The 25,986-nt window shown below is 58.3% G+C and carries 21 protein-coding genes and 1 pseudogene; 8 read left to right on the top strand and 14 right to left on the bottom strand.

The genetic code is table 11. The features are described from left to right. Positions 1-88: 88 nt before the first annotated feature. Positions 89-2,149 (top strand): polyphosphate kinase 1, encoded by a 2,061-nt coding sequence (gene ppk1, locus ACLH1U_RS17275; RefSeq protein ID WP_002913838.1) that lies wholly within the window; start codon positions 89-91, stop codon positions 2,147-2,149. 3 nt (positions 2,150-2,152) lie between these two features. Continuing rightward, positions 2,153-3,685, top strand: coding sequence for an exopolyphosphatase (gene ppx, locus ACLH1U_RS17280; RefSeq protein WP_004201914.1), 1,533 nt, complete (start codon positions 2,153-2,155; stop codon positions 3,683-3,685). Between the two features lie 54 nt (positions 3,686-3,739). Here the strand turns inward: ppx and ACLH1U_RS17285 are convergent, their stop codons facing one another. Beyond that, positions 3,740-5,968 carry an EAL domain-containing protein gene (locus tag ACLH1U_RS17285; RefSeq protein WP_236947874.1) on the bottom strand — a complete coding sequence of 743 codons (2,229 nt, stop codon included), beginning with the start codon at positions 5,966-5,968 and terminating at the stop codon, positions 3,740-3,742. Positions 5,969-6,338: 370 nt separating this feature from the next. Between ACLH1U_RS17285 and ACLH1U_RS17290 the strand changes: the two genes are divergently transcribed. After that, a complete protein-coding gene (locus tag ACLH1U_RS17290) occupies positions 6,339-6,512 on the top strand; it encodes a YfgG family protein (protein ID WP_017900441.1) in 174 nt (57 codons plus the stop codon). Between the two features lie 97 nt (positions 6,513-6,609). Here ACLH1U_RS17290 and ACLH1U_RS17295 read toward each other — a convergent pair. Further along, positions 6,610-7,522, bottom strand: a pseudogene (locus ACLH1U_RS17295) (LysR family transcriptional regulator). Between the two features lie 73 nt (positions 7,523-7,595). On the opposite strand from ACLH1U_RS17295, the gene ACLH1U_RS17300 reads away from it, so the two are divergent. Then, positions 7,596-8,777 (top strand): MFS transporter, encoded by a 1,182-nt coding sequence (locus ACLH1U_RS17300; RefSeq protein ID WP_411299359.1) that lies wholly within the window; start codon positions 7,596-7,598, stop codon positions 8,775-8,777. Here ACLH1U_RS17300 and ACLH1U_RS17305 read toward each other — a convergent pair. Further along, positions 8,774-9,499 carry an SDR family oxidoreductase gene (locus ACLH1U_RS17305; RefSeq protein ID WP_077255383.1) on the bottom strand — a complete coding sequence of 242 codons (726 nt, stop codon included), beginning with the start codon at positions 9,497-9,499 and terminating at the stop codon, positions 8,774-8,776. The two genes, ACLH1U_RS17300 and ACLH1U_RS17305, sit on opposite strands and share 4 nt — an antisense overlap. A 220-nt stretch (positions 9,500-9,719) precedes the next feature. On the opposite strand from ACLH1U_RS17305, the gene ACLH1U_RS17310 reads away from it, so the two are divergent. The 3 genes from ACLH1U_RS17310 to ACLH1U_RS17320 are packed head-to-tail and all read left to right on the top strand — an operon-like array spanning position 9,720 to position 11,230. After that, positions 9,720-10,181 carry a DUF6130 family protein gene (locus ACLH1U_RS17310; RefSeq protein WP_032453709.1) on the top strand — a complete coding sequence of 154 codons (462 nt, stop codon included), beginning with the start codon at positions 9,720-9,722 and terminating at the stop codon, positions 10,179-10,181. Positions 10,182-10,216: 35 nt separating this feature from the next. Then, on the top strand, positions 10,217-10,471 hold the full coding sequence (locus ACLH1U_RS17315; protein WP_044524334.1) for a YdgH/BhsA/McbA-like domain containing protein: 255 nt from the start codon (positions 10,217-10,219) through the stop codon (positions 10,469-10,471). 9 nt (positions 10,472-10,480) lie between these two features. Further along, complete coding sequence (locus ACLH1U_RS17320; RefSeq protein ID WP_032453711.1) at positions 10,481-11,230, top strand: alpha/beta fold hydrolase; 750 nt, start codon at positions 10,481-10,483, stop codon at positions 11,228-11,230. Positions 11,231-11,291: 61 nt separating this feature from the next. Here the strand turns inward: ACLH1U_RS17320 and guaA are convergent, their stop codons facing one another. Next, on the bottom strand, positions 11,292-12,869 hold the full coding sequence (gene guaA / locus ACLH1U_RS17325; RefSeq protein ID WP_008803811.1) for a glutamine-hydrolyzing GMP synthase: 1,578 nt from the start codon (positions 12,867-12,869) through the stop codon (positions 11,292-11,294). A gap of 67 nt (positions 12,870-12,936) precedes the next feature. Beyond that, complete coding sequence (gene guaB, locus ACLH1U_RS17330) at positions 12,937-14,403, bottom strand: IMP dehydrogenase (protein WP_004151980.1); 1,467 nt, start codon at positions 14,401-14,403, stop codon at positions 12,937-12,939. Between the two features lie 158 nt (positions 14,404-14,561). Between guaB and xseA the strand changes: the two genes are divergently transcribed. Then, on the top strand, positions 14,562-15,953 hold the full coding sequence (gene xseA, locus ACLH1U_RS17335) for an exodeoxyribonuclease VII large subunit (RefSeq protein ID WP_065883055.1): 1,392 nt from the start codon (positions 14,562-14,564) through the stop codon (positions 15,951-15,953). On the opposite strand, the gene ACLH1U_RS17340 is transcribed toward xseA, so the two are convergent. From ACLH1U_RS17340 to ACLH1U_RS17380, 9 genes are all read right to left on the bottom strand, one after another. Beyond that, positions 15,937-16,155: a zinc ribbon domain-containing protein gene (locus tag ACLH1U_RS17340; protein WP_004201901.1), complete on the bottom strand. Its 219-nt coding sequence runs from the start codon at positions 16,153-16,155 to the stop codon at positions 15,937-15,939. The two genes, xseA and ACLH1U_RS17340, sit on opposite strands and share 17 nt — an antisense overlap. Positions 16,156-16,204: 49 nt before the next feature. After that, positions 16,205-17,284, bottom strand: coding sequence for a Gfo/Idh/MocA family oxidoreductase (locus ACLH1U_RS17345; RefSeq protein ID WP_411299360.1), 1,080 nt, complete (start codon positions 17,282-17,284; stop codon positions 16,205-16,207). Between the two features lie 118 nt (positions 17,285-17,402). Beyond that, the gene (gene der, locus ACLH1U_RS17350) at positions 17,403-18,881 is read right to left on the bottom strand and encodes a ribosome biogenesis GTPase Der (protein ID WP_411299361.1); all 1,479 of its coding nucleotides are present in this window, start codon (positions 18,879-18,881) and stop codon (positions 17,403-17,405) included. 113 nt (positions 18,882-18,994) lie between these two features. Next, on the bottom strand, positions 18,995-20,173 hold the full coding sequence (gene bamB, locus ACLH1U_RS17355) for an outer membrane protein assembly factor BamB (protein WP_023290632.1): 1,179 nt from the start codon (positions 20,171-20,173) through the stop codon (positions 18,995-18,997). 10 nt (positions 20,174-20,183) lie between these two features. Then, complete coding sequence (locus ACLH1U_RS17360) at positions 20,184-20,804, bottom strand: YfgM family protein (protein ID WP_023290633.1); 621 nt, start codon at positions 20,802-20,804, stop codon at positions 20,184-20,186. 34 nt (positions 20,805-20,838) lie between these two features. Continuing rightward, positions 20,839-22,113, bottom strand: a complete 1,275-nt coding sequence (gene hisS, locus ACLH1U_RS17365; protein ID WP_012540880.1) for a histidine--tRNA ligase — start codon at positions 22,111-22,113, stop codon at positions 20,839-20,841. A 91-nt stretch (positions 22,114-22,204) separates the two neighbouring features. Then, positions 22,205-23,326 (bottom strand): flavodoxin-dependent (E)-4-hydroxy-3-methylbut-2-enyl-diphosphate synthase, encoded by a 1,122-nt coding sequence (gene ispG, locus ACLH1U_RS17370; protein ID WP_050533257.1) that lies wholly within the window; start codon positions 23,324-23,326, stop codon positions 22,205-22,207. Positions 23,327-23,352: 26 nt separating this feature from the next. Continuing rightward, a complete protein-coding gene (gene rodZ, locus ACLH1U_RS17375; RefSeq protein WP_023290635.1) occupies positions 23,353-24,345 on the bottom strand; it encodes a cytoskeleton protein RodZ in 993 nt (330 codons plus the stop codon). Positions 24,346-24,621: 276 nt separating this feature from the next. Further along, entirely contained in the window at positions 24,622-25,788 is a 1,167-nt protein-coding gene (locus tag ACLH1U_RS17380) for a bifunctional tRNA (adenosine(37)-C2)-methyltransferase TrmG/ribosomal RNA large subunit methyltransferase RlmN (protein WP_002913894.1), read from the bottom strand. Positions 25,789-25,986 lie beyond the last annotated feature (198 nt).

A 25,986-nucleotide genomic window follows, 5' to 3' on the forward strand; every position in this document is an offset into this window, starting at 1 on the left:
TCATATAGTTGTGACACAGTAAATCGCTATGCAGAAAAATTCGTCATAATAGTCTACGTCCTGTGAGTAAAACGGAGTGTGAGCGGTAATGGGCCAGGAAAAGCTATACATCGAAAAAGAACTCAGCTGGTTGTCTTTTAACGAGCGCGTGCTGCAGGAAGCGGCGGACAAGAGTAACCCGCTGATTGAGCGCATGCGCTTCTTAGGGATCTACTCCAACAACCTTGATGAGTTTTACAAAGTGCGCTTCGCTGAGCTTAAGCGCCGGATTATTATCAGTGAAGAACAAGGCAGTACCGCCCATTCTCGCCACCTGTTAGGCAAAATCCAGGCCCGCGTTCTGAAGGCCGATCAGGAATTCGATAGTCTGTATAACGAACTGCTGCTGGAGATGGCGCGCAACCAGATCTTCCTGATCAATGAGCGTCAGCTGTCCGTCAATCAGCAGGCCTGGCTGCGCAACTACTTTAAACAGTATTTGCGCCAGCATATCTCGCCGATCCTGATTAACCGCGAAACGGACCTCGTGCAGTTTCTGAAAGATGATTACACCTATCTGGCGGTGGAGATTATCCGCGGGGAAAACATCAACTATGCCCTGCTGGAAATTCCGTCGGATAAGGTCCCGCGCTTCGTAAACCTGCCGCCGGAAGCGCCTCGTCGCCGTAAGCCAATGATCCTGCTGGATAACATTCTGCGATATTGCCTGGACGACATCTTTAAAGGCTTCTTTGATTACGATGCGCTGAACGCCTACTCGATGAAAATGACCCGTGACGCCGAGTACGATCTGGTGCATGAGATGGAGTCGAGCCTGATGGAGCTGATGTCCTCCAGCCTGAAACAACGCCTGACCGCCGAGCCGGTTCGCTTCGTCTACCAGCGCGATATGCCGGACGCGATGGTCGAAATGCTGCGCGATAAGCTCTCCATCTCCAACTATGACTCAATGCTGCCGGGCGGCCGCTATCACAACTTTAAAGACTTTATCGGCTTCCCGAACGTGGGTAAGGCCAATCTGGTCAATAAACCTATGCCGCGCCTGCGTCATCTGTGGTTTGATAAATTCCGCAACGGCTTCGACGCCATTCGCGAACGCGATGTGCTGCTCTACTACCCCTATCATACTTTTGAGCATGTGCTGGAGCTGCTTCGCCAGGCCTCGTTCGACCCCAGCGTACTGGCGATCAAAATCAACATCTACCGCGTGGCCAAGGATTCGCGCATCATCGACGCGATGATCCACGCCGCCCACAACGGTAAAAAAGTCACCGTGGTGGTGGAGCTGCAGGCGCGTTTTGACGAAGAGGCCAACATTCACTGGGCGAAGCGCCTGACGGAAGCGGGCGTTCACGTGATCTTCTCCGCGCCGGGCCTGAAGATCCACGCCAAGCTGTTCCTTATCTCGCGTAAAGAAGGCGATGAGGTGGTGCGCTACGCCCACATCGGCACCGGTAACTTCAACGAGAAGACCGCGCGGATCTATACCGACTATTCGCTGTTAACCGCCGATGCGCGCATTACCAATGAAGTCCGCCGGGTGTTTAACTTTATTGAAAACCCCTACCGCCCGGTCAGCTTCGATTACCTGCTGGTGTCGCCGCAGAACTCGCGTCGTCTGCTGTATGAGATGATCGACCGCGAGATCGCTAATGCGCAGAACGGGCAACCGTCCGGTATTACCCTGAAGCTGAACAACCTGGTGGACAAAGGGCTGGTGGACAGACTGTATGCCGCCTCCAGCTCCGGTGTGCCGGTCAACCTGTTGATCCGCGGCATGTGCTCGCTGATCCCCGGTCTGGAAGGCATCAGCGAAAATATTCGCGTCATCAGCATTGTGGACCGTTTCCTCGAGCACGACCGGGTCTACTGTTTTGAAAACGGTGGCGATAAGCAGGTCTGGCTCTCCTCTGCCGACTGGATGACGCGTAATATCGATTATCGTATCGAAGTTGCCGCTCCGCTGCTCGACCCGCGCCTGAAACAGCGGGTGCTGGATATTTTTGATATCCTGTTCAACGATACGGTAAAAGCGCGCTATCTTGATAAAGAACTGAGTAATCGCTATGTGCCGCGCGGCAATCGCCGTAAAGTGCGCGCTCAGATGGCGATTTACGATTATCTCAAATCACTCGAACAACCCGACTAACCTATGCCAATAAACGAAAAAACCCCTCGACCGCAGGAGTTCGCTGCGGTTGACCTTGGTTCGAACAGTTTTCATATGGTGATCGCCCGTGTCGTCGACGGCGCCATGCAGATCATCGGACGCCTGAAACAGCGCGTACATCTGGCCGATGGCCTCGATGAAAACTCGGTGTTGAGCGAAGAAGCCATGACCCGCGGGCTGAACTGCCTGTCGCTGTTTGCCGAACGCCTGCAGGGATTTTCTCCCTCCAGCGTCTGCATCGTCGGGACGCATACGCTGCGTCAGGCGACCAATGCGGCGGAGTTTCTTAAACGCGCGGAAAAAGTGATCCCCTACCCGATCGAGATCATCTCCGGTAATGAAGAAGCGCGCCTGATATTTATGGGCGTGGAGCACACGCAGCCGGAGCGCGGCCGTAAGCTGGTGATTGATATCGGCGGCGGTTCGACCGAGCTGGTCATCGGTGAAGATTTTGAGCCCCGCCTGGTGGAAAGCCGCCGCATGGGGTGCGTGAGTTTCTCCCAGGCCTACTTCCCGGGCGGGACGATCAATAAGGAAAATTTTCAGCGCGCTCGCCTGGCGGCGGTGCAAAAGCTGGAAACCCTGGCCTGGCAGTTCCGTATTCAGGGCTGGACCGTGGCGCTGGGCGCCTCCGGCACCATTAAAGCCGCCCAGGAAGTGCTGGTGGCGATGGGCGAGAAGGACGGGTTTATTACGCCGGAACGCCTCGAAATGCTGGTCAGTGAGCTGCTAAAGCATAAAAACTTCGACGCGCTCAGCCTGCCCGGCCTCTCGGAAGACCGTAAAGCGGTCTTTGCCCCGGGGCTGGCGATCCTGTGCGGCGTGTTTGACGCATTAGCCATTAAAGAGCTTCGTCTGTCTGATGGCGCGCTGCGTGAAGGCGTGCTGTACGAAATGGAAGGCCGTTTCCGCCACCAGGATATTCGTAGCCGCACGGCGCAGAGTCTGGCGAATCAGTACAACATCGATCGCGAACAGGCGCGCCGGGTGCTGGAAACCACCACCCTTATGCTGGAGCAGTGGCAGGAGCAGAATCCGAAGCTGGCCAATCCACACCTCGCGGCGCTGTTGAAGTGGGCGGTGATGCTCCATGAGGTGGGCCTGAATATTAACCACAGCGGCATGCACCGCCACTCGGCCTACATTCTGCAGAACAGCGACCTGCCGGGCTTCAACCAGGAGCAGCAGATGCTGATGGCCACGCTGGTGCGCTATCATCGCAAAGCGATAAAACTCGACGACCTGCCGCGCTTTACGCTGTTCAGGAAAAAGCAGTTTCTGCCGCTGATCCAGCTGCTGCGCCTCGGCGTGCTGCTGAATAACCAGCGTCAGGCCACCACCACGCCGCCGACGCTACGGCTGCAGACGGAAGCTCACCACTGGACGCTGACCTTCCCGCACAACTGGTTTAGCCAGAATGCGCTGGTGCTGCTGGATCTGGAAAAAGAGCAGCAGTACTGGGAAGGTGTGCCGGAGTGGCTGCTGAAAATTGCGGAAGAAGAGCCAGACGCCTGATCGCCTCTGTGGATAGCATTCGAGCCGGGCCATCGCGCCCGGCTTTTTACCGCTTCAGGCGCTCATCCCCTCCGCCAGCTGCGCCAGAGGTACCGGAACGCCAATATCATAGCCCTGCATATAATCTATCCCCAGCGCGATGACCGCCTGGCGTATCTCCGGCGACTCGACATATTCGGCCACCACTTGCATGTTCTTCATCCGCGCCAGACGACAGATAGAGTCCACCACCTGGTAATCAAGACTGCTGGCGAGCAGATTGCGAATAAAGCTGCCGTCGATTTTAAGAATATCGACGTTCATCGTTTTTAACCGCGCATAGCTGGCGTAGCCGGTACCAAAATCATCGATCGCCACCCGGCAGCCCAGCGCCCGCAGACGCTCTAATGTCTGGCAAACCAGCTCGGGGTTGCTGAGCGCATAGTTTTCGGTCAGCTCGAAGATAATCTGCCATGGCTCAATGTTATAGGCCTGCAGCAGATTTTCCACCTCCTCGGGAAACTGACTGCGGCTCAGCGAGACCGGAGAGAGGTTGATCGCCAGCCGCAGACCGGGCAGCGCCCGCCGGTTGGCATCCATAAAGGCCAGGGTGTGCTCAATGACCCACTGATCCACGCGCGTGGACAGCCCAAACTCGTGCGCCACCGGCAGGAACTCGTTTGGCCCCGTCAGCTCCCCCGACTCCCCTTTCATCCTCAACAACACTTCATGGTAGTTGTCGCCGCGAATGCCCTGGATAGGCTGCGCCATCAGGACAAAATGGTCTTGCTCCAGCGCCTTGAGGATGCGGTTCATCATCACCACTTTGTCTTTCAGATCCTGCTGGACATGCCCGGCGCCGCGGCGCTGCAAATTCTCCGGATGGCCGCTGGCCAGCGACATGTCGGCAATCGTGTTCAGCTCGCCAAGCAGCAAATACAGATGCTTCACCGGCGAGCGGACGTTGCAATAGCTCATGCCGATCCGCGGCTGCAGGGGGACCCCGTCCCAGTAAAAACGGAACTGTCGCAGGGAGCGCTCAATTAAGTGAATGCGCGCCTGGTGCCCTTCGCTGTTGAGACGAAACACTAAATCGTGACCGGCAAGATGATATACCGCTTCGTTCGGCTGCAGCAGCGCACGCAGGTGATTCGCCAGCATTTGCTTATACTGAATGCGCAACAGCACCCCATAGTGGCGGCCCAGCAGCTCAAGCTCAGGAATACGCAAAAAACAGAGCGTCGACCAGCTCGCGCCGTTCAGCGCCCGGCTCAGCGCCCGCAGATTCGGCATATGTACCACCGGGTCGAGGAAGGCCATCTGTCGGACGCGGGCGTAGATCAGCCGCTGCTGTGTCGCCAGCATCGCCGTATAGGCGACAATAAACGAGAACACCAGATAGCTTGACGAGGTGATCGCCAGCTGAGTGTTATAACTTGGATAAATGGGTAAATAACGGTAATGAAAATGGATCACGGCGATCAGTACCGGCGTCCAGATCAGCGAGATAAAGCGATAGCCAAAACGCATCGCCCCCCACAGCATCACCGGCATCAGTAAGGATAATGTATAATTTGTACTGAATATAGTGCTGCTATCATTAAGCGGCATCAATAATAGCCCCAGCAGCAGGATTAATATCGCCACCCAGCTGATGATTTCAATTTTTTTTATTTTTGGATCAATTTGTAAGCGAACCTGAGAAATAAATCCGCGCAAATAAAAAGGGTTACGAATTACCCGCAGCAGTAAATAACATAAGGGCACGCCGGTCAGGCACCCTACCATCAGCGCCTGAAAGGTGATTAACGACCGTAAACTAAACGGCGAGACGCCGGTCATCTCCGTTGTGCGCGGATGCAGCCCCAGAAACTCGGCGATCTGCGACAGAATCAGAAAAATGACCGAAGGGAGCAGCATTTGCCAGAACAAACGATGCGGCATCAGTCTGACGTTACCGTGCGATACCTGCTGCCGTTGGGGAACAAAGATGCGGTATCCGCCCCAGCAGAGTACGCAGGGGATCAGAAAATGGAACAGTACGCCAAAGGCCTGTTCCGGCGTCATGCCCCGGGCCAGCGTAAGCAGCAGGCCAACGATAATACCGGGGATCGCCGCCCAGCCGAAAAACATCATCAGGCTGAGCACCAGCGCCAGGGGAAGATAATAAAGATAAACCATGTGACCATTCAGCACGGTATATGTATTCATCCCTCTGGCAAGGGGTAATAACAGCACAGGCAGGAGAAGCGGTAAGGCCCACCATTTGTCGCGATATTGTTGATAGTATTTTAATAAATTCATAGGTGCTCTACAGAGAGCCTCTGATCCTGCGAGGCATATTCAGGCAGGCATCCAACCACCCCATGCTGACCGCATAAGTAATTACGATACGGTAACGTCCGCTGATTTTAGTGGCCAAGAGAATGAGGCTGTTGATATAAATCAACAAATGCTGACACCAACATTAATAAAACTTATTTTTTCACCTTTCCCTGGCTAATAAAGTGAGCATGTAAATACGCCGATTATCTTATATAACATTAATTAATGTTTTCACTGCCGCACTTTTACATCTGCATCAATTGACCCCACCTCGTTCCTGTGCCTTAATACCCCCATCGCCCATCTTCGGGTATACTTCAAGGAACCTTTTGTGAGTCAGGCACCCAGTATGCGTAAACGACATCGATTTAACCGTCGCATGACCCGTATCGTACTGCTTATCAGCTTTCTCTTCTTCTTTGGACGCTTTGTCTACTCCTCCATTGGCGCCTGGTACCATCACCAGGATAAAAAAGCGTCGCAGGAGTCAACGCTCACCGTCGAGCCTTCCGCCCGCGAGTAACCCGTTGAGCCCGATGCCGGGTGCGCCCCCAACCGCTGTCAGAGACGCCCGTTTTCGAGACTCTATCCCTGACGAGGCATATGTTGCTGCTGGCGATTTATAAGCGCACGGCCTGTAGCAGACGCAGCATTTCCGCCATTCCTTTGGTAATCACTTTATCCTGACGCATGACAACCGCCAGCTGACGGTACAGCGACGGGGCCAGAGAATGTACCGTTAAGCCACAGCGATCCTCCGCCTGCTCCACCGCCATGCGGGGCACAATACTGTAGCCCAGCCCGGCCCGCACCATGCGTTTGATCGCCTCGATGCTTCCCAGCTGCATCACCGGCGTGACCGCCAGGCCCGCCGAACGGAACCAGCGGTCAATCAGATCCCGCGTGCCGCTGCCCGCCTCGAAGGCAATGAGCGGCAGCGCCTGCAGCGCTTCAGGGGTGCACACCGCCGGGATCCCCGCCTCGTGGCTGGGATGAATGACCACGAACTCCTCGTCAACCACTGCGGTCACTGCCAGACTGCGCCCCTGCACGGGCAGGGTAACCAGTCCAAGATCGAGCCGGTTTTCCTCCACCGCCCGGACGATATCCAGCGTGTTGCCGGTGGTTACCCCCACCGTCAGCAGCGGGTGCTGCTGACGAAGATGCTGCAGAAGCGGCGGAAGAAGATGAATGCAGGCCGTCGCGCCGGTCCCCAGCGTCAACGAGCCATTAACTTCCTGGCTAAATGCGCTGACCGACTGCACCGCGCTATTCACCGCCCGATCGATCTGCTCGCTGTGGGCCAGTAGCGCCATTCCCGCCGCCGTCGCCTTGATCCCACGCCCGGTGCGCTCCAGCAGCCGAGTCTGTAAAAATTGCTCCAGCTGACGCACCTGCAGGCTGACGGCAGGCTGGGAGATCCCCAGCGCGTCGGCGGCGGCGGAGAAGCTGCCGCGCTGTACGACCAGCCGGAAGGTCGCCAGGTTTCCCAGGTTCAGTGTTGTCATGCAAAGTTTCTCTTATACCGCGCATAAGGTGGCCGCTCTGCCAGAACAATAGCCTGCCGGGTATGCTCAGGACAACTGTCTTAACGGAATGAAATACCATGGAAACACCGGCTATTCCCCGACGCCTCGCCTTCACGGCGGGCGCTCAGCAACTGATCAACTGGGGTATCTCTTTTTATATGCCCGGCACCTTTGCCGGGGCGATGTCGGCAGATACCGGCTGGTCATCCCCACAAATCTACTCAGGCCTGACGCTCGCCATGCTGGTGATGGCCCCCCTCTCGCCGTTTGTCGCCCGGCTGCTGTCGCGTGCTGGCGGGCAACGCGTGGTGATGGCAGGCTCCCTGCTGCTCGCCGTCGGTTGTCTGCTTATGGCTGACGCACACTCGCTTGTCGCCTGGTACAGCGCCTGGCTGTTGACCGGCATCGGCATGCGTTTGTCGCTGTATGACGCGCTGTTTGCCGCGCTGGTTAATCTCTACGGCAAGCAGGCGCGACGGACGATCTCCCGCATAACCCTGACGGGTGGGCTGGCCTCGGTGGTGTTCTGGCCGCTGGGGGAGGCTCTGCTCGCGGCCATGAGCTGGCGGGAAGCACTGCTGATCTATGCCCTGTTCGGCTTGCTAAGCGCCGCGTTAACCCTGTCGCTACCCAATAAAACAGGCTTTATCGTCAATAAACCCGCCGCCCCTGCCGCGGTACGGGATCGGCGAAACGGCTGGCTGTACGCCGCGTTTATCGCGCTGATCACCTTTGTCTCTAATGGCACTTCCACCCATCTGCCGGAATTTATCATAAGCGTCGGTCTGCCGGTTGCCGTCGGCATGTTATGGGGCGTTGGACAGACTGGTGCACGGTTTCTGGAGGTGGTGGCCGGGGCGGGGCTCACCCCGCTTCGCCTGACGCTGCTTACCGCGCTGGCTATGCCGGTGTGCTTTATGCTCGGCCTGAGTAGCTCGCTTTTTCTCTGGTCAGCCGCCGGTTTTGTGCTGGGCTACGGGGCGATTAACGGGCTGGTGACCATCGTCAAAGCCACGCTGCCGTTGCAGTTGTTTGCCCCTGAAGCGTACGCCAGACGCACCGGGGTGCTGCTGATCCCGGCCCAGCTGATGGCGGCGGCCTCCCCGCTGGCCTATGCGTGGCTGAACCGGGCTTTAGGGACGATCGGGGCGATGTGGCTGTCGTGGGGGTTAACGCTGCTGATTGCCGTACTGGCGGTGGCTATCGTCAAGGGGCAGGCATCGCACCAGGCTGAGGGTATCCCTGCCCTTAGCGACTAGAGCACAAAGCCGCCGTCGATGGTCAGGCTTGTACCCGTCATGTAGCCGGACGATTCACCGGCAAGCCAGGCCGCCAGCGAGGCGATTTCGTCCGGTTCGCCCATACGCTGCAAGGGAATGCGCCCGACGATCTGCTCCGCCATTCCGGCAGTCATATCGGTGGCGATGGGCCCCGGCTGGATGTTGTTAATCGTGATGCGCCGTGGCGCCAGATCCAGCGCAAGGTTCTGCACCATTGAGGCGACAGCCGCTTTACTCATGGCATACACGCTACTGCCCACATGGCCGGTACGCACCGCGGTATTACTGCCGATGGTGATCACACGCCCCCCTTCCGCCATCGGCTTAACCGCCGCCTGAATGGCAAGGAAGACACCACGCACGTTGACGGCCAGGGTGGTATCCAGATCGTCCAGCGAATAGGCCTCAAGGGTACCGAGACGCAGCACGCCCGCATTTACCACCGCGACATCCAGCCTGCCGTAGTGCCGTAATGTCTTATCCACCGCGGCCTGGATAGCCCTGGGGTCTGCGCTGTCGGCTTCAATGGCTATCGCCTGACCGCCCCGTTGCTCAATCGTTGAGACCAGCGCCTGCGCCCGATCCGGGCGTGATACCCAGGTGATGGCAACCCGATAGCCCTCGTGCGCCAGTCGCGCCGCAATGGCCGCCCCGATACCGCGCGCGCCGCCGAAAATCAACGCTACCTTTTCGTGATTCATGATGGTCATTCTCCTGTTTGCTGTAGCACCCACCCGGGTGCCTCTGCAGACACCATGCCAGCAGATACAGCCCTTCGCATGCGCGGAATGTATCGCACTGTATCCACGCCGCCCTGCTTACGCAGCCATACAAAAAAGCCGCCCACAGCAAACAGACCCGATACATAAAAATGGTTTTATGAGGCTGTCGCCATTGATGACCCGATGAGGAGATACCCCGATGATACGTCCACATTTACTCTTCACGCTGTTCGCGCTGACATCAGGCTGCGCCTGGGCTGCACCGCTTAGCGGACTCAGCGCCGCGGATGTTAACGGCCCCGCCGCCGTTGCACCGCCCGAACAGCCCCAGCCACCGGCAACACTGATTGTGGATCCGCCGCTGGCGGGCCCGCTGAGTAAAGGTGCGGTCTTTATTCAATACCGCGCCGAGAACATGCGTATTGAACCGGTGTTCGGGCCCGAGGCGCTGAAAGTGGCGCCGCGCATCGGCCATATCCACGTCATCGTGGATGACAACCCCTGGCACTGGGCCGACGCCAGCGGCGAGCCGGTTATTCTGGTGGGCCTGCCTGCCGGTCATCACAAGGTGACCCTTATTCTCGCCGATCCAACCCATAAACCTGTTGATCGCAAGACCGTCGAATTCATCGTACCGCCGCATGCTGCGGTTATGCACTGAACGCCACCAGTCACTTATTTTTGAGGATCTTAACCATGAAAGCATTACTGATTGCTGTTCTGACCTTCTCCGCCGCAATGGCGTCTTCCGCTTTCGCTGCCCGGGAAATTAACCAGCCTCAGGGGCTGCAAAAAATTGGCACCGTTTCCGACAGCAGCGGCGCAACGTCGCTGGCGGATCTGGAGGCGAAACTGCAGGCCAAAGCCGTTAAAGCGGGCGCCGGTGCGTTTCGCATTACCTCCGCCGGGGGGAACAACACCCTGTCGGGCACCGCAGATATTTACCGTTGAGGCGTCACCATGAAAAAACAGTCTCTTCATACCTTCGCGGTGGGCCTGCTGCTGGCCGCCGCCAGTGGTACCGCACTGGCGAGTAGCAATAAAACCGTGGTGCTGGTGCACGGCGCTTTTGCCGACGGCAGCAGCTGGAACCAGGTGATCGACAGACTGCAACGCCAGCATACCGAGGTCATTGCCGTTCAGCTGCCGCTCAACTCGCTGAAAGAGGATGTCGCCGCAACCCAGCGCGCCATCGCCCGGGCCCACGGGGATGTGGTGCTGGTAGGCCACTCATGGGGCGGGACGGTGATCAGCGAGGCGGGTAACGCTGCGCGGGTCAAATCGCTGGTTTACGTGGCGGCGTTTGCCCCGGACTCGGGCCAGTCGACGGCGGATCTGGCGGGGAGCTACCCTGCCCCACCGGGCAGCGCAGGTATTGCTAAAACCGCAGAGGGTTTTCTCTGGTTACCTGAAAAATCGGTACGCCAGGACTTTGCGCCAGATATTAAGGCTGCTGAGCAAAACAGGCTGATCGCCACCCAGGGCCCGATCCGCGCGGAGGCCTTTACCGAAAAGGTCACGCATGCGGCCTGGCATGATAAGCCGAGCTGGTATGTGGTCAGCAAGAATGACCGGATGATCAATCCGGATCTGGAGCGTTCGATGGCGAAGGCGATTGATGCGAAAACCACTGAGGTGGCGGCAAGCCATGTGTCGATGGTGAGCCAACCGGAGGAGATTGCCCGGGTGATTGAGCAAGCGGTGAAATGAGACAGGCAATAAAAAGCCCGCAGGATGCGGGCTTAAATCAAAAACGATTAACGGGCGGGCGTTATTCCCACTCGATCGTTGCTGGCGGCTTACCGCTGATGTCATACACCACGCGGGAGATACCGTTCACTTCATTGATAATGCGGTTAGAGACGCGGCCGAGGAAATCATACGGCAGGTGCGCCCAGTGCGCGGTCATGAAGTCGATGGTTTCCACCGCACGCAGGGAAACCACCCAGTCGTATTTACGGCCATCGCCCATCACGCCGACGGAGCGAACCGGCAGGAACACGGTGAACGCCTGGCTCACTTTGTTGTACAGGTCAGCTTTGTGCAGCTCTTCGATGAAGATAGCGTCGGCGCGACGCAGCAGGTCGCAGTACTCTTTCTTCACTTCGCCCAGCACGCGCACGCCGAGGCCCGGACCCGGGAACGGATGACGGTAGAGCATATCGTACGGCAGACCCAGCTCCAGACCGATCTTACGCACTTCGTCTTTGAACAGCTCGCGCAGCGGCTCAACCAGCCCCATCTTCATCTCTTTCGGCAGGCCGCCCACGTTGTGGTGAGATTTGATGACGTGCGCTTTACCGGTAGCGGAAGCGGCAGATTCGATAACGTCAGGGTAGATGGTGCCCTGCGCCAGCCATTTGACGTCGTCCAGCTTCAGCGCTTCTTCGTCGAACACTTCCACGAAGACGCGGCCGATAATCTTACGTTTCGCTTCCGGATCGTTCTCGCCTTTCAGCGCGTCGAGGAAGCGCTGCTCGCCTTCAACGTGAACAATGTTCAGGCCAAAGTGGTCGCCGAACATGTCCATCACCTGCTGGGCTTCGTTCAGACGCAGGAGACCGTTATCCACGAATACGCAGGTCAGGTTTTTGCCGATGGCGCGGTGCAGCAGCATCGCGGTCACCGAAGAGTCCACGCCGCCGGAGAGGCCGAGGATCACTTTGTCATCGCCAACCTGCTGGCGGATACGCTCAACGGCGTCGTCGATGATTTTCGCCGGGGTCCACAGGGCTTCGCACTGGCAGATGTCGCGCACGAAGCGCTCCAGCATACGCATCCCCTGGCGGGTATGGGTCACTTCCGGGTGGAACTGCACGCCGTAGAAGCGTTTTTCTTCGTTGGCCATAATGGCGAACGGGCAGTTGTCGGTGCTGGCGACGGTGACGAAGTCAGACGGGATGGCGGTGACTTTGTCGCCGTGGCTCATCCACACGTCCAGCAACGGTTTGCCGTCCGCGGTCAGAGAGTCTTCGATACCGCGCACCAGCGCGCTGTCGTTAACCACTTCAACCTGCGCGTAGCCAAACTCACGCTCGTTAGAGCCTTCTACATGGCCGCCCAACTGCATCGCCATGGTCTGCATACCGTAGCAGACGCCAAATACCGGCACGCCGGCTTCGAACACATACTGCGGCGCGCGCGGGCTGTTCTCTTCGGTGGTGCTTTCCGGGCCGCCGGAAAGAATGATGCCGCTTGGATTAAATTCGCGGATCTGTGCTTCCGTGACATCCCATGCCCACAGCTCACAGTAGACGCCCAGCTCACGCACGCGACGCGCCACCAGCTGAGTATACTGTGACCCGAAGTCGAGAATGAGAATGCGATGTTTATGAATATTTTCCGTCATTGACGCTAATTCCGAGGCAAGTGAAACAGAGTAAATAAATCGCCCGACGCAAGGTCGGGCGAAGAAATCAGGAGCCCAGACGGTAGTTCGGGGACTCTTTGGTGATGGTCACGTCGTGAACGTGGCTTTCCTGAATGCCCGCACCGCTGATGCGTACGAATTCAGCTTTGGTACGCAGCAGGTCAATGGTACCACAGCCGGTCAGCCCCATACAGGAGCGCAGGCCGCCCATCTGCTGGTGAATGATCTCTTTCAGGCGGCCTTTATAGGCCACGCGGCCTTCGATACCTTCCGGCACCAGTTTGTCAGCGGCGTTATCGCTCTGGAAGTAGCGGTCAGAGGAGCCTTTCGACATCGCGCCGAGGGAGCCCATCCCGCGATAGGATTTGTAAGAGCGCCCCTGGTAGAGTTCGATTTCGCCCGGGGATTCTTCGGTACCGGCCAGCATGGAGCCGACCATCACTGCCGCCGCACCGGCCGCGATCGCTTTAGCGATGTCGCCGGAGAAACGGATACCGCCGTCGGCGATAACCGGAATACCGGTGCCTTCCAGCGCTTCCACCGCGTCGGAAACCGCGGTGATCTGCGGCACGCCTACGCCGGTCACGATACGGGTAGTACAGATGGAGCCCGGGCCGATGCCCACTTTCACCGCGCTGCAGCCGGCTTCCGCCAGCGCGCGCGCGCCTGCGCCAGTGGCGACGTTGCCGCCGATGATTTGCAGGTCCGGGTATTTCGCGCGCGTTTCACGAATACGTTGCAGAACGCCTTCGGAGTGGCCGTGAGAGGAGTCGATCAGCAGGACGTCAACGCCCGCAGCCACCAGCGCGTCAACGCGCTCTTCGTTGCCCGCGCCGGCGCCGACCGCAGCGCCTACGCGCAGACGGCCCTGCTCATCTTTACAGGCATTCGGTTTACGTTCCGCTTTCTGGAAGTCTTTTACGGTGATCATCCCGCGCAGGTGGAAGCTCTCATCCACAACCAGCGCCTTCTCAACGCGTTTTTCGTGCATCTTCGCAAAGACCACTTCACGGCTTTCGCCTTCACGAACGGTAACCAGACGCTCTTTCGGGGTCATGTAGACGCTGACCGGCTGGTTCAGATCGGTGACGAAACGCACGTCGCGGCCAGTGATGATGCCGACCAGCTCGTTCTCTTCGGTAACCACCGGGTAGCCGGCGAAGCCGTTACGCTCGGTCAGCTCTTTCACTTCACGCAGGGTGGTGGTCGGCAGAACGGTCTGCGGGTCGGTGACCACGCCGGACTCATGTTTCTTCACGCGGCGAACTTCTTCCGCCTGGCGCTCGATGGACATGTTTTTGTGAATAAAGCCGATGCCGCCTTCCTGTGCCAGGGCAATAGCCAGACGCGCTTCCGTTACGGTATCCATGGCTGCGGAGAGCATAGGAATATTCAGACGAATGGTTTTCGTCAGCTGAGTGCTGAGATCGGCTGTATTCGGCAGAACGGTAGAATGAGCGGGAACGAGGAGGACGTCGTCAAACGTCAGGGCTTCTTTAGCGATACGTAGCATGGGCAATATCTCGACCAGGGTGGATAAATATTGCCGTGGCATTATACAGAGCGTAACCGATTGCATCTACCCTTTTTTGCAAATAATACTTGCCATCCCCTCTGAGCGCGTTACTATCGACTGAATAACCTGCTGATTTAAAGTTTGATCTTGCTCACATGTTACCCTCTCAATCCCCCGCAATTTTTACCGTTAGCCGCCTCAATCAGACGGTGCGTCTGCTGCTTGAGCGCGAAATGGGCCAGGTCTGGATCAGCGGCGAGATCTCTAACTTCAGCCAGCCTTCTTCCGGCCACTGGTACTTCACCTTAAAAGACGATAACGCCCAGGTGCGCTGCGCGATGTTCCGCAACAGCAACCGCCGGGTCACGTTTCGCCCACAGCATGGACAGCAGGTGCTGGTTCGCGCCAACATCACCCTGTATGAGCCGCGCGGCGACTACCAGATTATCGTCGAAAGCATGCAGCCCGCCGGCGAAGGGTTGCTGCAGCAGAAGTATGAGCAGCTGAAAGCGCAGTTAACCGCGGAAGGGCTGTTCGATCAAAAACATAAGCAGGCGCTCCCCTCCCCCGCCCGCTGCGTCGGGGTCATCACCTCGAAAACCGGCGCCGCGCTGCACGATATTCTTCATGTCCTCAGACGCCGCGACCCCGGGCTGCCGGTGATCGTCTACCCGACCGCGGTCCAGGGTGACGATGCCCCCGGGCAGATTGTGCGCGCCATCGCGCTGGCGAACGCGCGTCAGGAGTGTGACGTGCTGATTGTCGGACGCGGCGGCGGTTCGCTGGAGGATCTGTGGAGTTTTAACGATGAGCGGGTGGCGCGCGCTATCTTCGCCAGCCAGATCCCTATCGTCAGCGCCGTCGGCCATGAAACCGACGTCACTATCGCTGATTTTGTTGCCGACCTGCGAGCGCCGACCCCTTCTGCCGCCGCGGAGATCGTCAGCCGTAATCAGCAGGAGCTGCTGCGCCAGCTACAGGCCGGGCAGCAGCGGCTGGAGATGGCGATGGACTATTTCCTCGCCAGTCGCCAGCGCCGTTTTACCCAGTTGTTCCATCGTCTGCAGCAGCAGCACCCGCAGCTGCGGCTGGCCCGCCAGCAGACCGCACTGGAACGCCTGCGCCAGCGGATGCGCATCGCCGTGGAATCGCAGCTTAAACGCGCCGAGCAGCGGCAAAAGCGCACTGTTCAGCGCCTGAATCACTATAACCCGCAGCCGCGCATCCACCGGGCGCAATCGCGCGTCCAGCAGCTGGAATACCGGCTGGCGGAAACGATGCGTGGCCGCCTCAGCGAGCGGCGTGAACGGTTTGGTCACGCGGTGACCCATCTGGAGGCGGTGAGTCCCTTAGCCACCCTGGCGCGCGGCTATAGCGTCACTTCGGTGAGCGACGGCACGGTGTTGAAGCAGACAAAACAGGTCAAAACCGGCGATCTGCTCACCACCCGCCTGAAAGACGGCTGGGTCGAAAGCGAAGTGAGGCAGATTGCGCCGGTGAAAAAAACGCGGGCCAGAAAGCCATCGCCGCCTAAACCAGCGGAATAAACTCCACCCGTTTTTTCGAGATCAGGCCGTGCCCGTGCTGGCAAAAGTAATCCACCGCGCCGCACGCCTTCAGCACCTCCAGCGGCTGGTGGCATTCCGGGCAGCGCGCCTCAAGGGCAAATACCCTTTCGCACTGAGCGCAATGCGCGCTGCTGCCTTTGACATCTAACGGCGCGTGGCACAGAGGGCAATCAAGTTCCATAACCATTCCTTTCAACGTTTATCTGCACCTATTTTATCATGTTCCGGGTTTAATGAGGGCCGCGTAATTGCTGCTGCAACCTGAGCAGCCATTCCACTTCCTCAAGCCGACGCCGCGTCAGCCCGGCCACGCTTTCGGGCGCCCGGGTAAACACATTCTCCGCGCCAAGGATCTGCTCATCGAGACAGTGCGCATAGATCGCTCCGGGCCGGGTCCAGCGCTGGATCCGCTCGCCGTCCTGTAGCGTCGCCACCTCGCCATCAGGGGCGCGATCGAGGGCAAGCAGTCGCCCGTCCCGCAGCCCTATCCGCATTCCCTTTTGCCCGCCCGCGGGACCGGCATATTTGTTAAGCCAGATATTCAGCGGGATATCGCCCAGGCGTCCCTGCAGATGCGCCTCTCCCTCGGCAGTGACCGTATCCCCATGAGCAATATCTCGGCCGAGACGGTCTTTCGCCGCCCGAACGGCGAGGTCCAGCGTCACATCGCCCCCGCAGTCGAGCAGCGTTTCCCGCAGCATCGCCAGGACATGGGTACCGATATCGAGGATCACGCCGTCAGGATGACGCAGCCGCCGGCTATCCAGCTCGCCGGTGGCAAAGTTAAGCGCGACCGGTTCTCCGGCAGCGTTAAAGCCGCTTGGCTCCTGCAAATAGCCTTCTATCCAGGCGATATCCTGCGCTGAAAGGTGCGGCGGCGGCAGGCCGCTGCCCTCCTCTTCCGCCTGCCACGGCGGAGCAAGAGCGTTCAGGGCTAACCCACGCGCCATCCAGTGGTCGAGGGCCAGCACCCGACCGGCCTCCCCCACCGGCGCCAGCAGCGCCCGCAGCCGCGCGGCCTGCTCAAGGTTGGCCACTATCGGTTTCTCCACCACGATGCGGGGAATGGCGCTGGCTAACGCCCTCTCCAGCACGGGCAGGTGCTGGAGGGATGACGTGGTGATGAAGAGCGTATCCAGGGGTTTGGCTAGCAACGCCGACAGCGAACTGCAGCGCTGGATCCCCGGCAGCGCTCTGCTGCTGTCCAGGTCATAGCCCTGGCAGCTGTCAATACGGTATCCGAGGCGACGCAGCGCGGGTAAATAGGCGGTTTCCACCACCGCGCCGAGGCCGATAAATCCTATTTGCATGTTTAGTCCACCCCTGAGCCGATCTGTTCCCGGCGAAGTATCGCGGGATTATGGCGGATGGTTTTGACATTTACCGGCATGGCGGCCACAAAAAAACCCGCCGAAGCGGGTTTAATGATTATTTGCTTTTCTTGATATGCTTGATCAGGCGCTTACGTTTCCGCATCTGGTTCGGCGTCAGGGTGTTGCGCTTGTTGGCGAACGGGTTTTCCCCTTCCTTGAACTGGATACGGATTGGCGTACCCATCACGTCCAGGGATTTACGGAAATAGTTCATCAGATAGCGCTTGTAGGAATCCGGCAGATCCTTCACCTGGTTACCGTGGATCACCACGATAGGCGGGTTGTAGCCCCCGGCGTGGGCATATTTCAGCTTCACGCGACGGCCGCGAACCAGCGGTGGCTGATGATCTTCCGCCGCCATGTTCATGATCCGGGTGAGCATCGCGGTGCTTACGCGGCGGGTTGCGCTATCGTAGGCTTCACGTACCGATTCAAACAGGTTGCCGACGCCGCTGCCGTGCAGGGCGGAGATGAAGTGCACCCGGGCAAAGTCGATAAAGCCCAGACGATAGTCGAGGGTCTCTTTCACCTGCTCCTTCACTTCCTGGCTCAGGCCGTCCCATTTGTTGACGACGATCACCAGGGAGCGGCCGCTGTTGAGGATAAAGCCCAGCAGCGACAGATCCTGATCGGAGATGCCTTCGCGGGCATCAATCACCAGCAGCACGACGTTGGCGTCTTCAATCGCCTGCAGCGTCTTGATGACCGAGAATTTCTCCACCACGTCAGTAATTTTACCGCGCTTGCGCACCCCGGCGGTATCGATGAGCACGTATTCGCGCTCGTCACGCTGCATCGGGATGTAAATGCTGTCGCGGGTGGTGCCCGGCATATCGTAGACCACCACGCGATCTTCGCCGAGGATGCGGTTGGTGAGCGTCGATTTACCGACGTTAGGACGTCCGACAATCGCCAGCTTGATCGGCAGATCCTGCGGATTGAAATCGTCTTCCGGCTCTTCTTCCGCTTCACCGTTCTGCTCAGCTTCGAATTTTGCCCAGTATTCGGCGTCTTCATCCACTTCTTCCTGAGGATTAACCTCATCGACCCATGGCAGCAGGGCCTGCTCAAGCAGGCTGGTCACGCCGCGGCCGTGCGAAGCGGCAATAGGATAGATATCGCCCAGGCCGAGCGACCAGAAGTCCGCTATCGCCTGGTCGACGTCGATGCCGTCGGTTTTGTTAGCCACCAGGAAGGTGGGCTTTTCACGAGAGCGCAGGTGTTTAGCGATCGCGATGTCCGCCGGCATCAGGCCCGCGCGCGCATCGACCATAAACAGCACCACATCGGCCTCTTCGATTGCCAGCAGCGACTGCTCCGCCATCCGGGTTTCCACGCCCTCTTCCGTACCATCAATACCACCGGTATCGATACAGATGAATTCGCGGCCTTCGACTTCGGCCCGACCGTACTTACGGTCACGAGTCAGCCCCGGGAAATCCGCAACCAGCGCATCACGAGTGCGCGTCAGGCGGTTAAAGAGCGTGGATTTTCCAACGTTAGGGCGCCCGACAAGCGCGACCACAGGTATCATGTTAAATGCCTCATACAATCACTAAGCAACATCGTCATAACGACGTTTTTAAAAAAGTCAAAACGGCCCCTGTCTGCCAGGGGCCGTTTCTTAATCACTCACGACAGCGGTAATTAACGCGTAATCGCGTACAGCGTACCGTCTTTCGCCTGGATCAGCAGTCGACCATCGGCCACAACCGGGTCGGTCAGGAAACCGGAGCTGTCCACTTTCTGCTGCGCCACAAAATGGCCATCTTCCGGGTTCACCCAGTGCATATAGCCTTCGCTATCGCCGACCACCAGATTGCCATTATACAACACCGGCGCGGTCAGCAAACGGTGCAGCAGATCGCTTTGTGTCCACAGGGTCACGCCGCCATCGGTAGTCAGCGCCAGCAGGCGGTCATTCTGGTCAACCAGATAGATACGGTTGCCATCGACGATGAAATCATTCACCGAACCCAGCTCGCGTTTCCACATAATCTGGCCGCTGCGCAGATCCAGCGCGGTCAGGTTACCGTTGTAAGCCAGCGCATAGACAACGCCGTTGACGATAATCGGCGTGGTGTCGACGTCGCTCAGACGGTCGATTTCCGTCGGCCCGGTGGCCGTGGAAATACGCTGCTGCCAAATCATCTGCCCCTGCTGCATCAATACCGCGCTGACGCGGCCATTGTCGCCGCCCACGATCGCCGCGCCGTAGGCGGTGGCCGGAGCGGATTCGCCGCGCAGGGAGAGCGCAGGCATATCCAGGTTAACCGTCCACTTCACGGCGCCATCGGTCTCATTCAGCGCCTGCAGCTGGCCGTTACTGGTGTGAACCAGCACCATGCCATCGCTCACCACCGGGCGCGACAGCGCTTCGCCGGCGACGCGGGTTTGCCAGGCCACGGTACCATCGCTGGTATTCAGCGCATACAGCTGCGCTTTCTCACTGCCGATATAAACATGGCCGCCCGAGACGGTCACACCGCCGGAAAGCAGCGCCGGGGTGCGCGAGAACCAGCCATCTTTCTCCGCCAGATTCACCGACCACACCTCTTTGCCGTCGTCAGCGCTCAGCGCTTTGACGGTGCCTTTACGGTCAGCGGCATAGACTACGCCGTCGGCGAAGGCCGGATGAAGGTTAGAGTAAAATTCGCCGATACCATCGCCAACCGAGGTGCTCCAGGACGTGGACGGCGTAAACTGGTTTTCTACCGTCGGCAGCGGTGACATTTTCACCACATCTTCTTCGCTATTAAACAGCGAACACCCGCTCAGCAAGGTAACGGAAAGCAGCCCTGGCAAAAGTAATTTACGCAATTGCATCGAGTCCCTCTCAGATGGACAAATTATTCATTTTCATACGCATCATTTCGCTGAGCGCAGGAGAAGCATCGCTTTTCACGCCAGCTTCCCACGCCGCACGGGCCCCTTGCTTATCGCCTTTGCTCAACAGAATTTCGCCGCGCAAATCAGCCACAATCGCGGTCCAACCTTCGCCTTTAATGCTGTCGAGGGTTTTCAGCGCCGCATCAGCCTGCTTCATCTGCAGCTGAACGCGGGCAAGACGCATACTGATAACCGATTTCAGGTTATCATCAGACGCGGCCGCCAGCCCCTGCTGAAGCTGCTTTTCGGCGTTCGGCAGATCATTCTGTTCAACAAAATGCTGTGCCAGCTCGAGAGAGGCGAAGGCGCCGTAGGTATTTTTATTGTCAGCCGCGAACTTCTCCGCCCCTGACAGCACGTCTGGCGTATTTGATTTCAGCGCGGAAGTCGCCTTTTCGTAAGCCAGCGACGCGTCTCTGGCGGTATCCTGCTGATGGGAGGTCCAGTAACGCCAGCCAACCAGCGCGCCAATCCCTAAAATCACCCCGACCGCCAGCGCTTTGCCGTTTTCGGCAAAGAAGCGCTTCAGCGCATCGACCTGATCGTTCTCGTTGTTAAAAGTTTCCACGCAGTCCTTCTCCTGACTAATAATTCCCGGGAGATTAACCCAGAAGTGTGCGCAAATGCGCGGCAACGCTCTCCTGCGTTACGGTAGTTTGCTCACCTGAGCGTAAATCCTTCACTACCACGTTTCCGTCAGCAATCTCTGACTCACCCACCACCAGGGCGATACGTGCGCCCCATTTATCGGCACGGGCGAACTGCTTCTTAAAGTTGCCGCCGCCGTGGTTGGTCATCAGTTTCACGCCGGGCAGCGCATCGCGAACCTGCTCAGCCAGACGCATGGCGGCGGACTGAGTATCGGTCCCGGAGGCTACCAGGTATATATCGACAACAGGATCGGCTTTAAATTCCGGATTCACTGCCTGGACCAGTAAAACAAGACGTTCCAGACCCATGGCGAAGCCCACGCCCGGGGTGGCACGACCGCCAAGCTGCTCAACCAGACCGTCGTAACGGCCGCCGGCGCAGACGGTGCCCTGAGAACCGAGACTGGTGGTCACCCACTCAAACACGGTGCGGTTATAGTAGTCGAGGCCGCGCACCAGGCGCTGGTTGACGGTATAGCGGATCCCGGCATCGTCAAGCAACGCGCACAGGCCGGCAAAGTGGGCTTTCGACTCTTCGTCGAGATAATCGCCGAGCGCCGGCGCGTCGTTCAGCAGCGCCTGCACGTCCGGGTTTTTGGAGTCCAGCACCCGCAGCGGATTGGTATACATCCGGCGTTTGCTGTCTTCATCAAGCTTATCGGTAAACTGCTCGAGATAAGCCACCAGCGCGTCGCGGTAGTTGGCGCGGGCTTCCAGAGAACCGATGGAATTCAGCTCAAGGCTGACATGATCGGAGATGCCCAGCTCACGCCACCAGCGCGCGGTCAGCATGATCAGCTCCGCATCGATGTCCGGCCCCTGCAGGCCGAAAACTTCGGCGCCGATCTGATGGAACTGGCGGTAACGGCCTTTCTGCGGACGCTCGTGGCGGAACATCGGCCCGACGTACCACAGGCGCTGTTCTTGATTGTACAGCAGACCATGTTCGATGCCGGCTCGTACGCAGCCCGCCGTCCCTTCCGGACGCAGCGTCAGGCTGTCGCCGTTGCGGTCCTCAAAGGTGTACATCTCTTTTTCAACCACGTCGGTCACTTCGCCGATCGCGCGTTTGAATAACGGGGTCTGCTCTACAATCGGCAAACGGATTTCGCTGTAACCGTAGCTACCGAGCACCTGCTTCAGTGAGCCTTCAATGCGCTGCCAGAGAGCGGTTTCGCCCGGCAGATAATCGTTCATGCCACGGATGGCTTGAATGTTCTTTGCCACGTTTATTCTCTTTATATATACAAAAATGAACCCCGGCGCCTCGCGCCCGCAGGTTCAATCATACACGGGAAGCGTATCGCTTCCCAACACGTTATTTTGCTTCAAGCTGTTGAACGTCAATCCGACGGGCTTCATCGAGCATCGAGGCTTTGGCGCGGATCCGCGCTTCCAGTTGGTCGATCATGTCGTTGTTGTCCAGGCGATCTTTACGCACGCCGTCTTCATACAGGCCGCTTTTCTTGTTGCCGCCGGTCACGCCGAGGGTGGAAACCAGCGCTTCGCCCGGGCCGTTCACCACGCAGCCGATGATCGAAACATCCATCGGAGTGATGATATCTTCCAGACGTTGCTCCAGGGCGTTCACCGTCCCGATAACGTCAAACTCCTGACGCGAACAGGTCGGGCAGGCGATGAAATTAATACCGCGGGAACGAATACGCAGCGATTTGAGGATATCGAAGCCGACCTTGATCTCCTCCACCGGATCCGCCGCCAGCGAGACGCGCAGCGTATCGCCGATCCCTTCGGACAACAGCAGCCCAAGACCGATCGCCGATTTCACCGCGCCGCTGCGCGCGCCGCCCGCTTCGGTGATCCCGAGGTGCAGCGGTTGATCGATCTGTTTCGCCAGCAGGCGATAAGACTCTACCGCCAGGAAGACGTCGGAGGCTTTAACGCTGACTTTAAACTGATCGAAATTGAGGCGATCGAGATGATCGACGTGGCGCATGGCGGATTCGAGCAGCGCCTGCGGCGTCGGCTCGCCATATTTTTCCTGCAGATCTTTTTCCAGCGAGCCGGCGTTAACGCCGATGCGGATCGGGATATTTTTATCGCGCGCGCAATCTACGACCATGCGGATGCGCTCTTCGTTGCCGATGTTGCCCGGGTTGATACGCAGGCAGTCGACACCGTATTCCGCGACTTTCAGCGCAATACGGTAGTCAAAGTGGATATCGGCGACCAGCGGGACGTTGACCTGCTGTTTGATCAGTTTGAACGCCTCGGCGGCGTCCATCGTCGGAACAGAGACGCGGACAATATCCGCGCCCACGCGCTCTAACGCTTTGATTTGACTTACGGTTGCCGCCACATCAGTGGTGCGCGTATTAGTCATTGACTGAACGGCGATGGGAGCCCCATCGCCAATTGGCACATTACCAACGTAAATACGTTTAGATTTTCTACGTTGAATCGGAGCCTGGTTATGCATGAAAAATCTCCCGCGTTACCCGTCTGTTACTGCGCCGGTGATGATTCGGCATTAAGGGTCAGACGCGCAACCTGGTTAGTTCTGATAAAACGACTTAAATCGACAGGCTTGCCCAGATACTGGATCTCTACCGCAGCCGGGGCGCCAATTTTCAGCTTATACGGCGCCTGACCGCTCAGGTTCAGGTTGCCGCCTTTACGCTGCAGGCCGCTGAACAGTTTTTTGCCGGTGGCATCGCTCACTTCCAGCCAGCAATCGGCGGAAAAGTTCATCACCAGATCCTGCGCCGCCGCCGCCGGGTTCGTCACGTTCGCCTGATCGGTCGGCAATGGCGAGGCCGGGGTAGCCGGCGCCGTCGGCGCCGCGCCTGCGGTATCGACATTGGCCTGGGAAGGCGCGACAACGGCGTTATTGTCCGCCGGCGTCTGGGCCGGGGCGCTGGTGGTCGGGGCGCTGGCGGTATCGGTTGGCGCGCTGTTCGCAGCGCTATCGGCGGTCGGGGCTGCCGGGGCGCTGGTATCCAGCGGCACGCTCTGGCTGCTGGTGTCGCCGCTGTTCAGCTCAGCGGAAGACTGATCGGCCATGGTGGAGATCTCTTCCTGCTGCGCCTTATGGTCTTGCCACCACCAGGCGCCGCTCAGGCCGATAACCACAAACAGCACCAGCCAGGTGAAGCTCATCAGCCAGCCGTCGCGTTTTTTGCGACGTTTACCTAAAGAGAAGCTCTGCATTGGCGCGACTTTCGCCGCGCGGATGGGCGCTTGCTTGGCCATCATCGGCAGCAGCTCGTCTTCCGGGATATGTACGAGGCGAGCATAGGAGCGGATGTACCCGCGCAGGAAGGTGGAAGCGAGGTCGGCAGGCGCCTTATCGTCTTCAATATCACGAACCGTGGACACCTTCAGGCATAAGCGTTCTGCCACCGCTTGCTGGCTAAGTCCGAGTTGTTCGCGGGCGTGACGCAGACGCGCGCCCGTGGTGTTTGCTTCTTGATGATCTTGAGTGGCTTCAGTATTCATTCGCTACAACTACTGGTACGTGAAATTTAAAGTTCAGCGCGGGAAAAAGCCGGCGCCGCGAGACATCTGTGGTACGTCAGCCTCACAGTATAGGACTGTCAGCCGCGCGATCACAGAGACGAATCAAAATTGAATGCTAAGCGGTTGTTGTGCCGCTACATACTGCCTCAAAGTCGACAAAAACGCACCGTAATTATTAACCGAATCAGCGTATTTCGCCTGGCTATTGGTCATAAATATGACCCGTGCCGCCTGCGCTGCACGGGTCATCATTTGTCAGACCGCTTTTACGTCAATCGCTTCGCCCTGCATCCGCTTACGCAGCGTGCGCTTGGTACGGTCGATGACGTCGCCCGCCAGCTGACCGCAGGCGGCATCGATATCGTCGCCGCGCGTTTTACGCACGATGGTCGTAAAGCCGTACTCCATCAGGACTTTGGAAAAACGGTCGATGCGGCTGTTGGAGCTGCGGCCATACGGCGCGCCCGGGAACGGGTTCCATGGGATCAGGTTGATCTTGCACGGCGTATCTTTCAGCAGCGCCGCCAGTTCGTGGGCGTGCTCGGTACCGTCGTTGACATGATCCAGCATCACGTACTCGATGGTCACCCGGCCCTGGTTGGCGTTGGACTTCGAAATATAGCCGCGCACCGAGTTGAGGAAGGTCTCGATGTTGTACTTTTTGTTGATCGGGACGATTTCGTCACGAATGGTGTCGTTCGGCGCGTGCAGGGAGATGGCCAGCGCGACGTCGATCATATCGCCGAGTTTATCCAGCGCCGGCACCACGCCGGAAGTCGACAGGGTGACGCGACGTTTGGAGAGGCCAAAGCCGAAATCGTCGAGCATGATTTCCATTGCCGGAACGACATTGTTGAGGTTCAGCAGCGGCTCGCCCATGCCCATCATCACCACGTTGGTGATCGGACGTACGCCGGTGGTCTTCACCGCGCCGACGATTTTCGCCGCGCGCCAGACCTGGCCGATAATTTCGGAAACCCGCAGGTTGCGGTTAAAGCCCTGTTGGGCAGTGGAGCAGAATTTACACTCCAGCGCGCAGCCTACCTGGGAGGAGACGCACAGGGTGGCGCGGTCTTCTTCCGGGATATAGACGGTCTCGACGCGCTGATCGCCAACGGCAATCGCCCATTTAATGGTCCCGTCGGTTGAGCGTTGCTCTTCAACCACTTCCGGGGCGCGGATCTCCGCCACTTCTTTCAGTTTACTGCGCAGGACTTTGTTGATGTCAGTCATCTCATCAAAGTCGTCGCAGCAGTAGTGATACATCCATTTCATCACCTGATCGGCGCGGAAAGGCTTCTCGCCCATGTTTTTGAAAAACTCGCGCATCTGCTGACGGTTTAAATCCAGCAGGTTGATTTTGGCATCTTTGTTCGGCACCGTCAGAGCGGCGGTATCAGGCGTGACAATTTGTTCAGACATAATGTTTTCCGGCCTCGTTATTACACGTTATGGCCCCAGGTGGGTTGAAAAAGAAACGCCCCGGAGAGCGACAGCTCGTCCAGGGGCGCTATATTCTACAAATTCTGGCGCATGGAAGCCATGCCTGCACGCAGTCAATGATAAAAAAATCGTAACCGTGTGCTTAATCCTCTATGGCTTTTCGATTGTCGCAAGGCG

Source organism: Klebsiella sp. 1SOBk5mer (assembly GCF_046603115.1).
Lineage (GTDB): Bacteria > Pseudomonadota > Gammaproteobacteria > Enterobacterales > Enterobacteriaceae > Klebsiella > Klebsiella quasipneumoniae.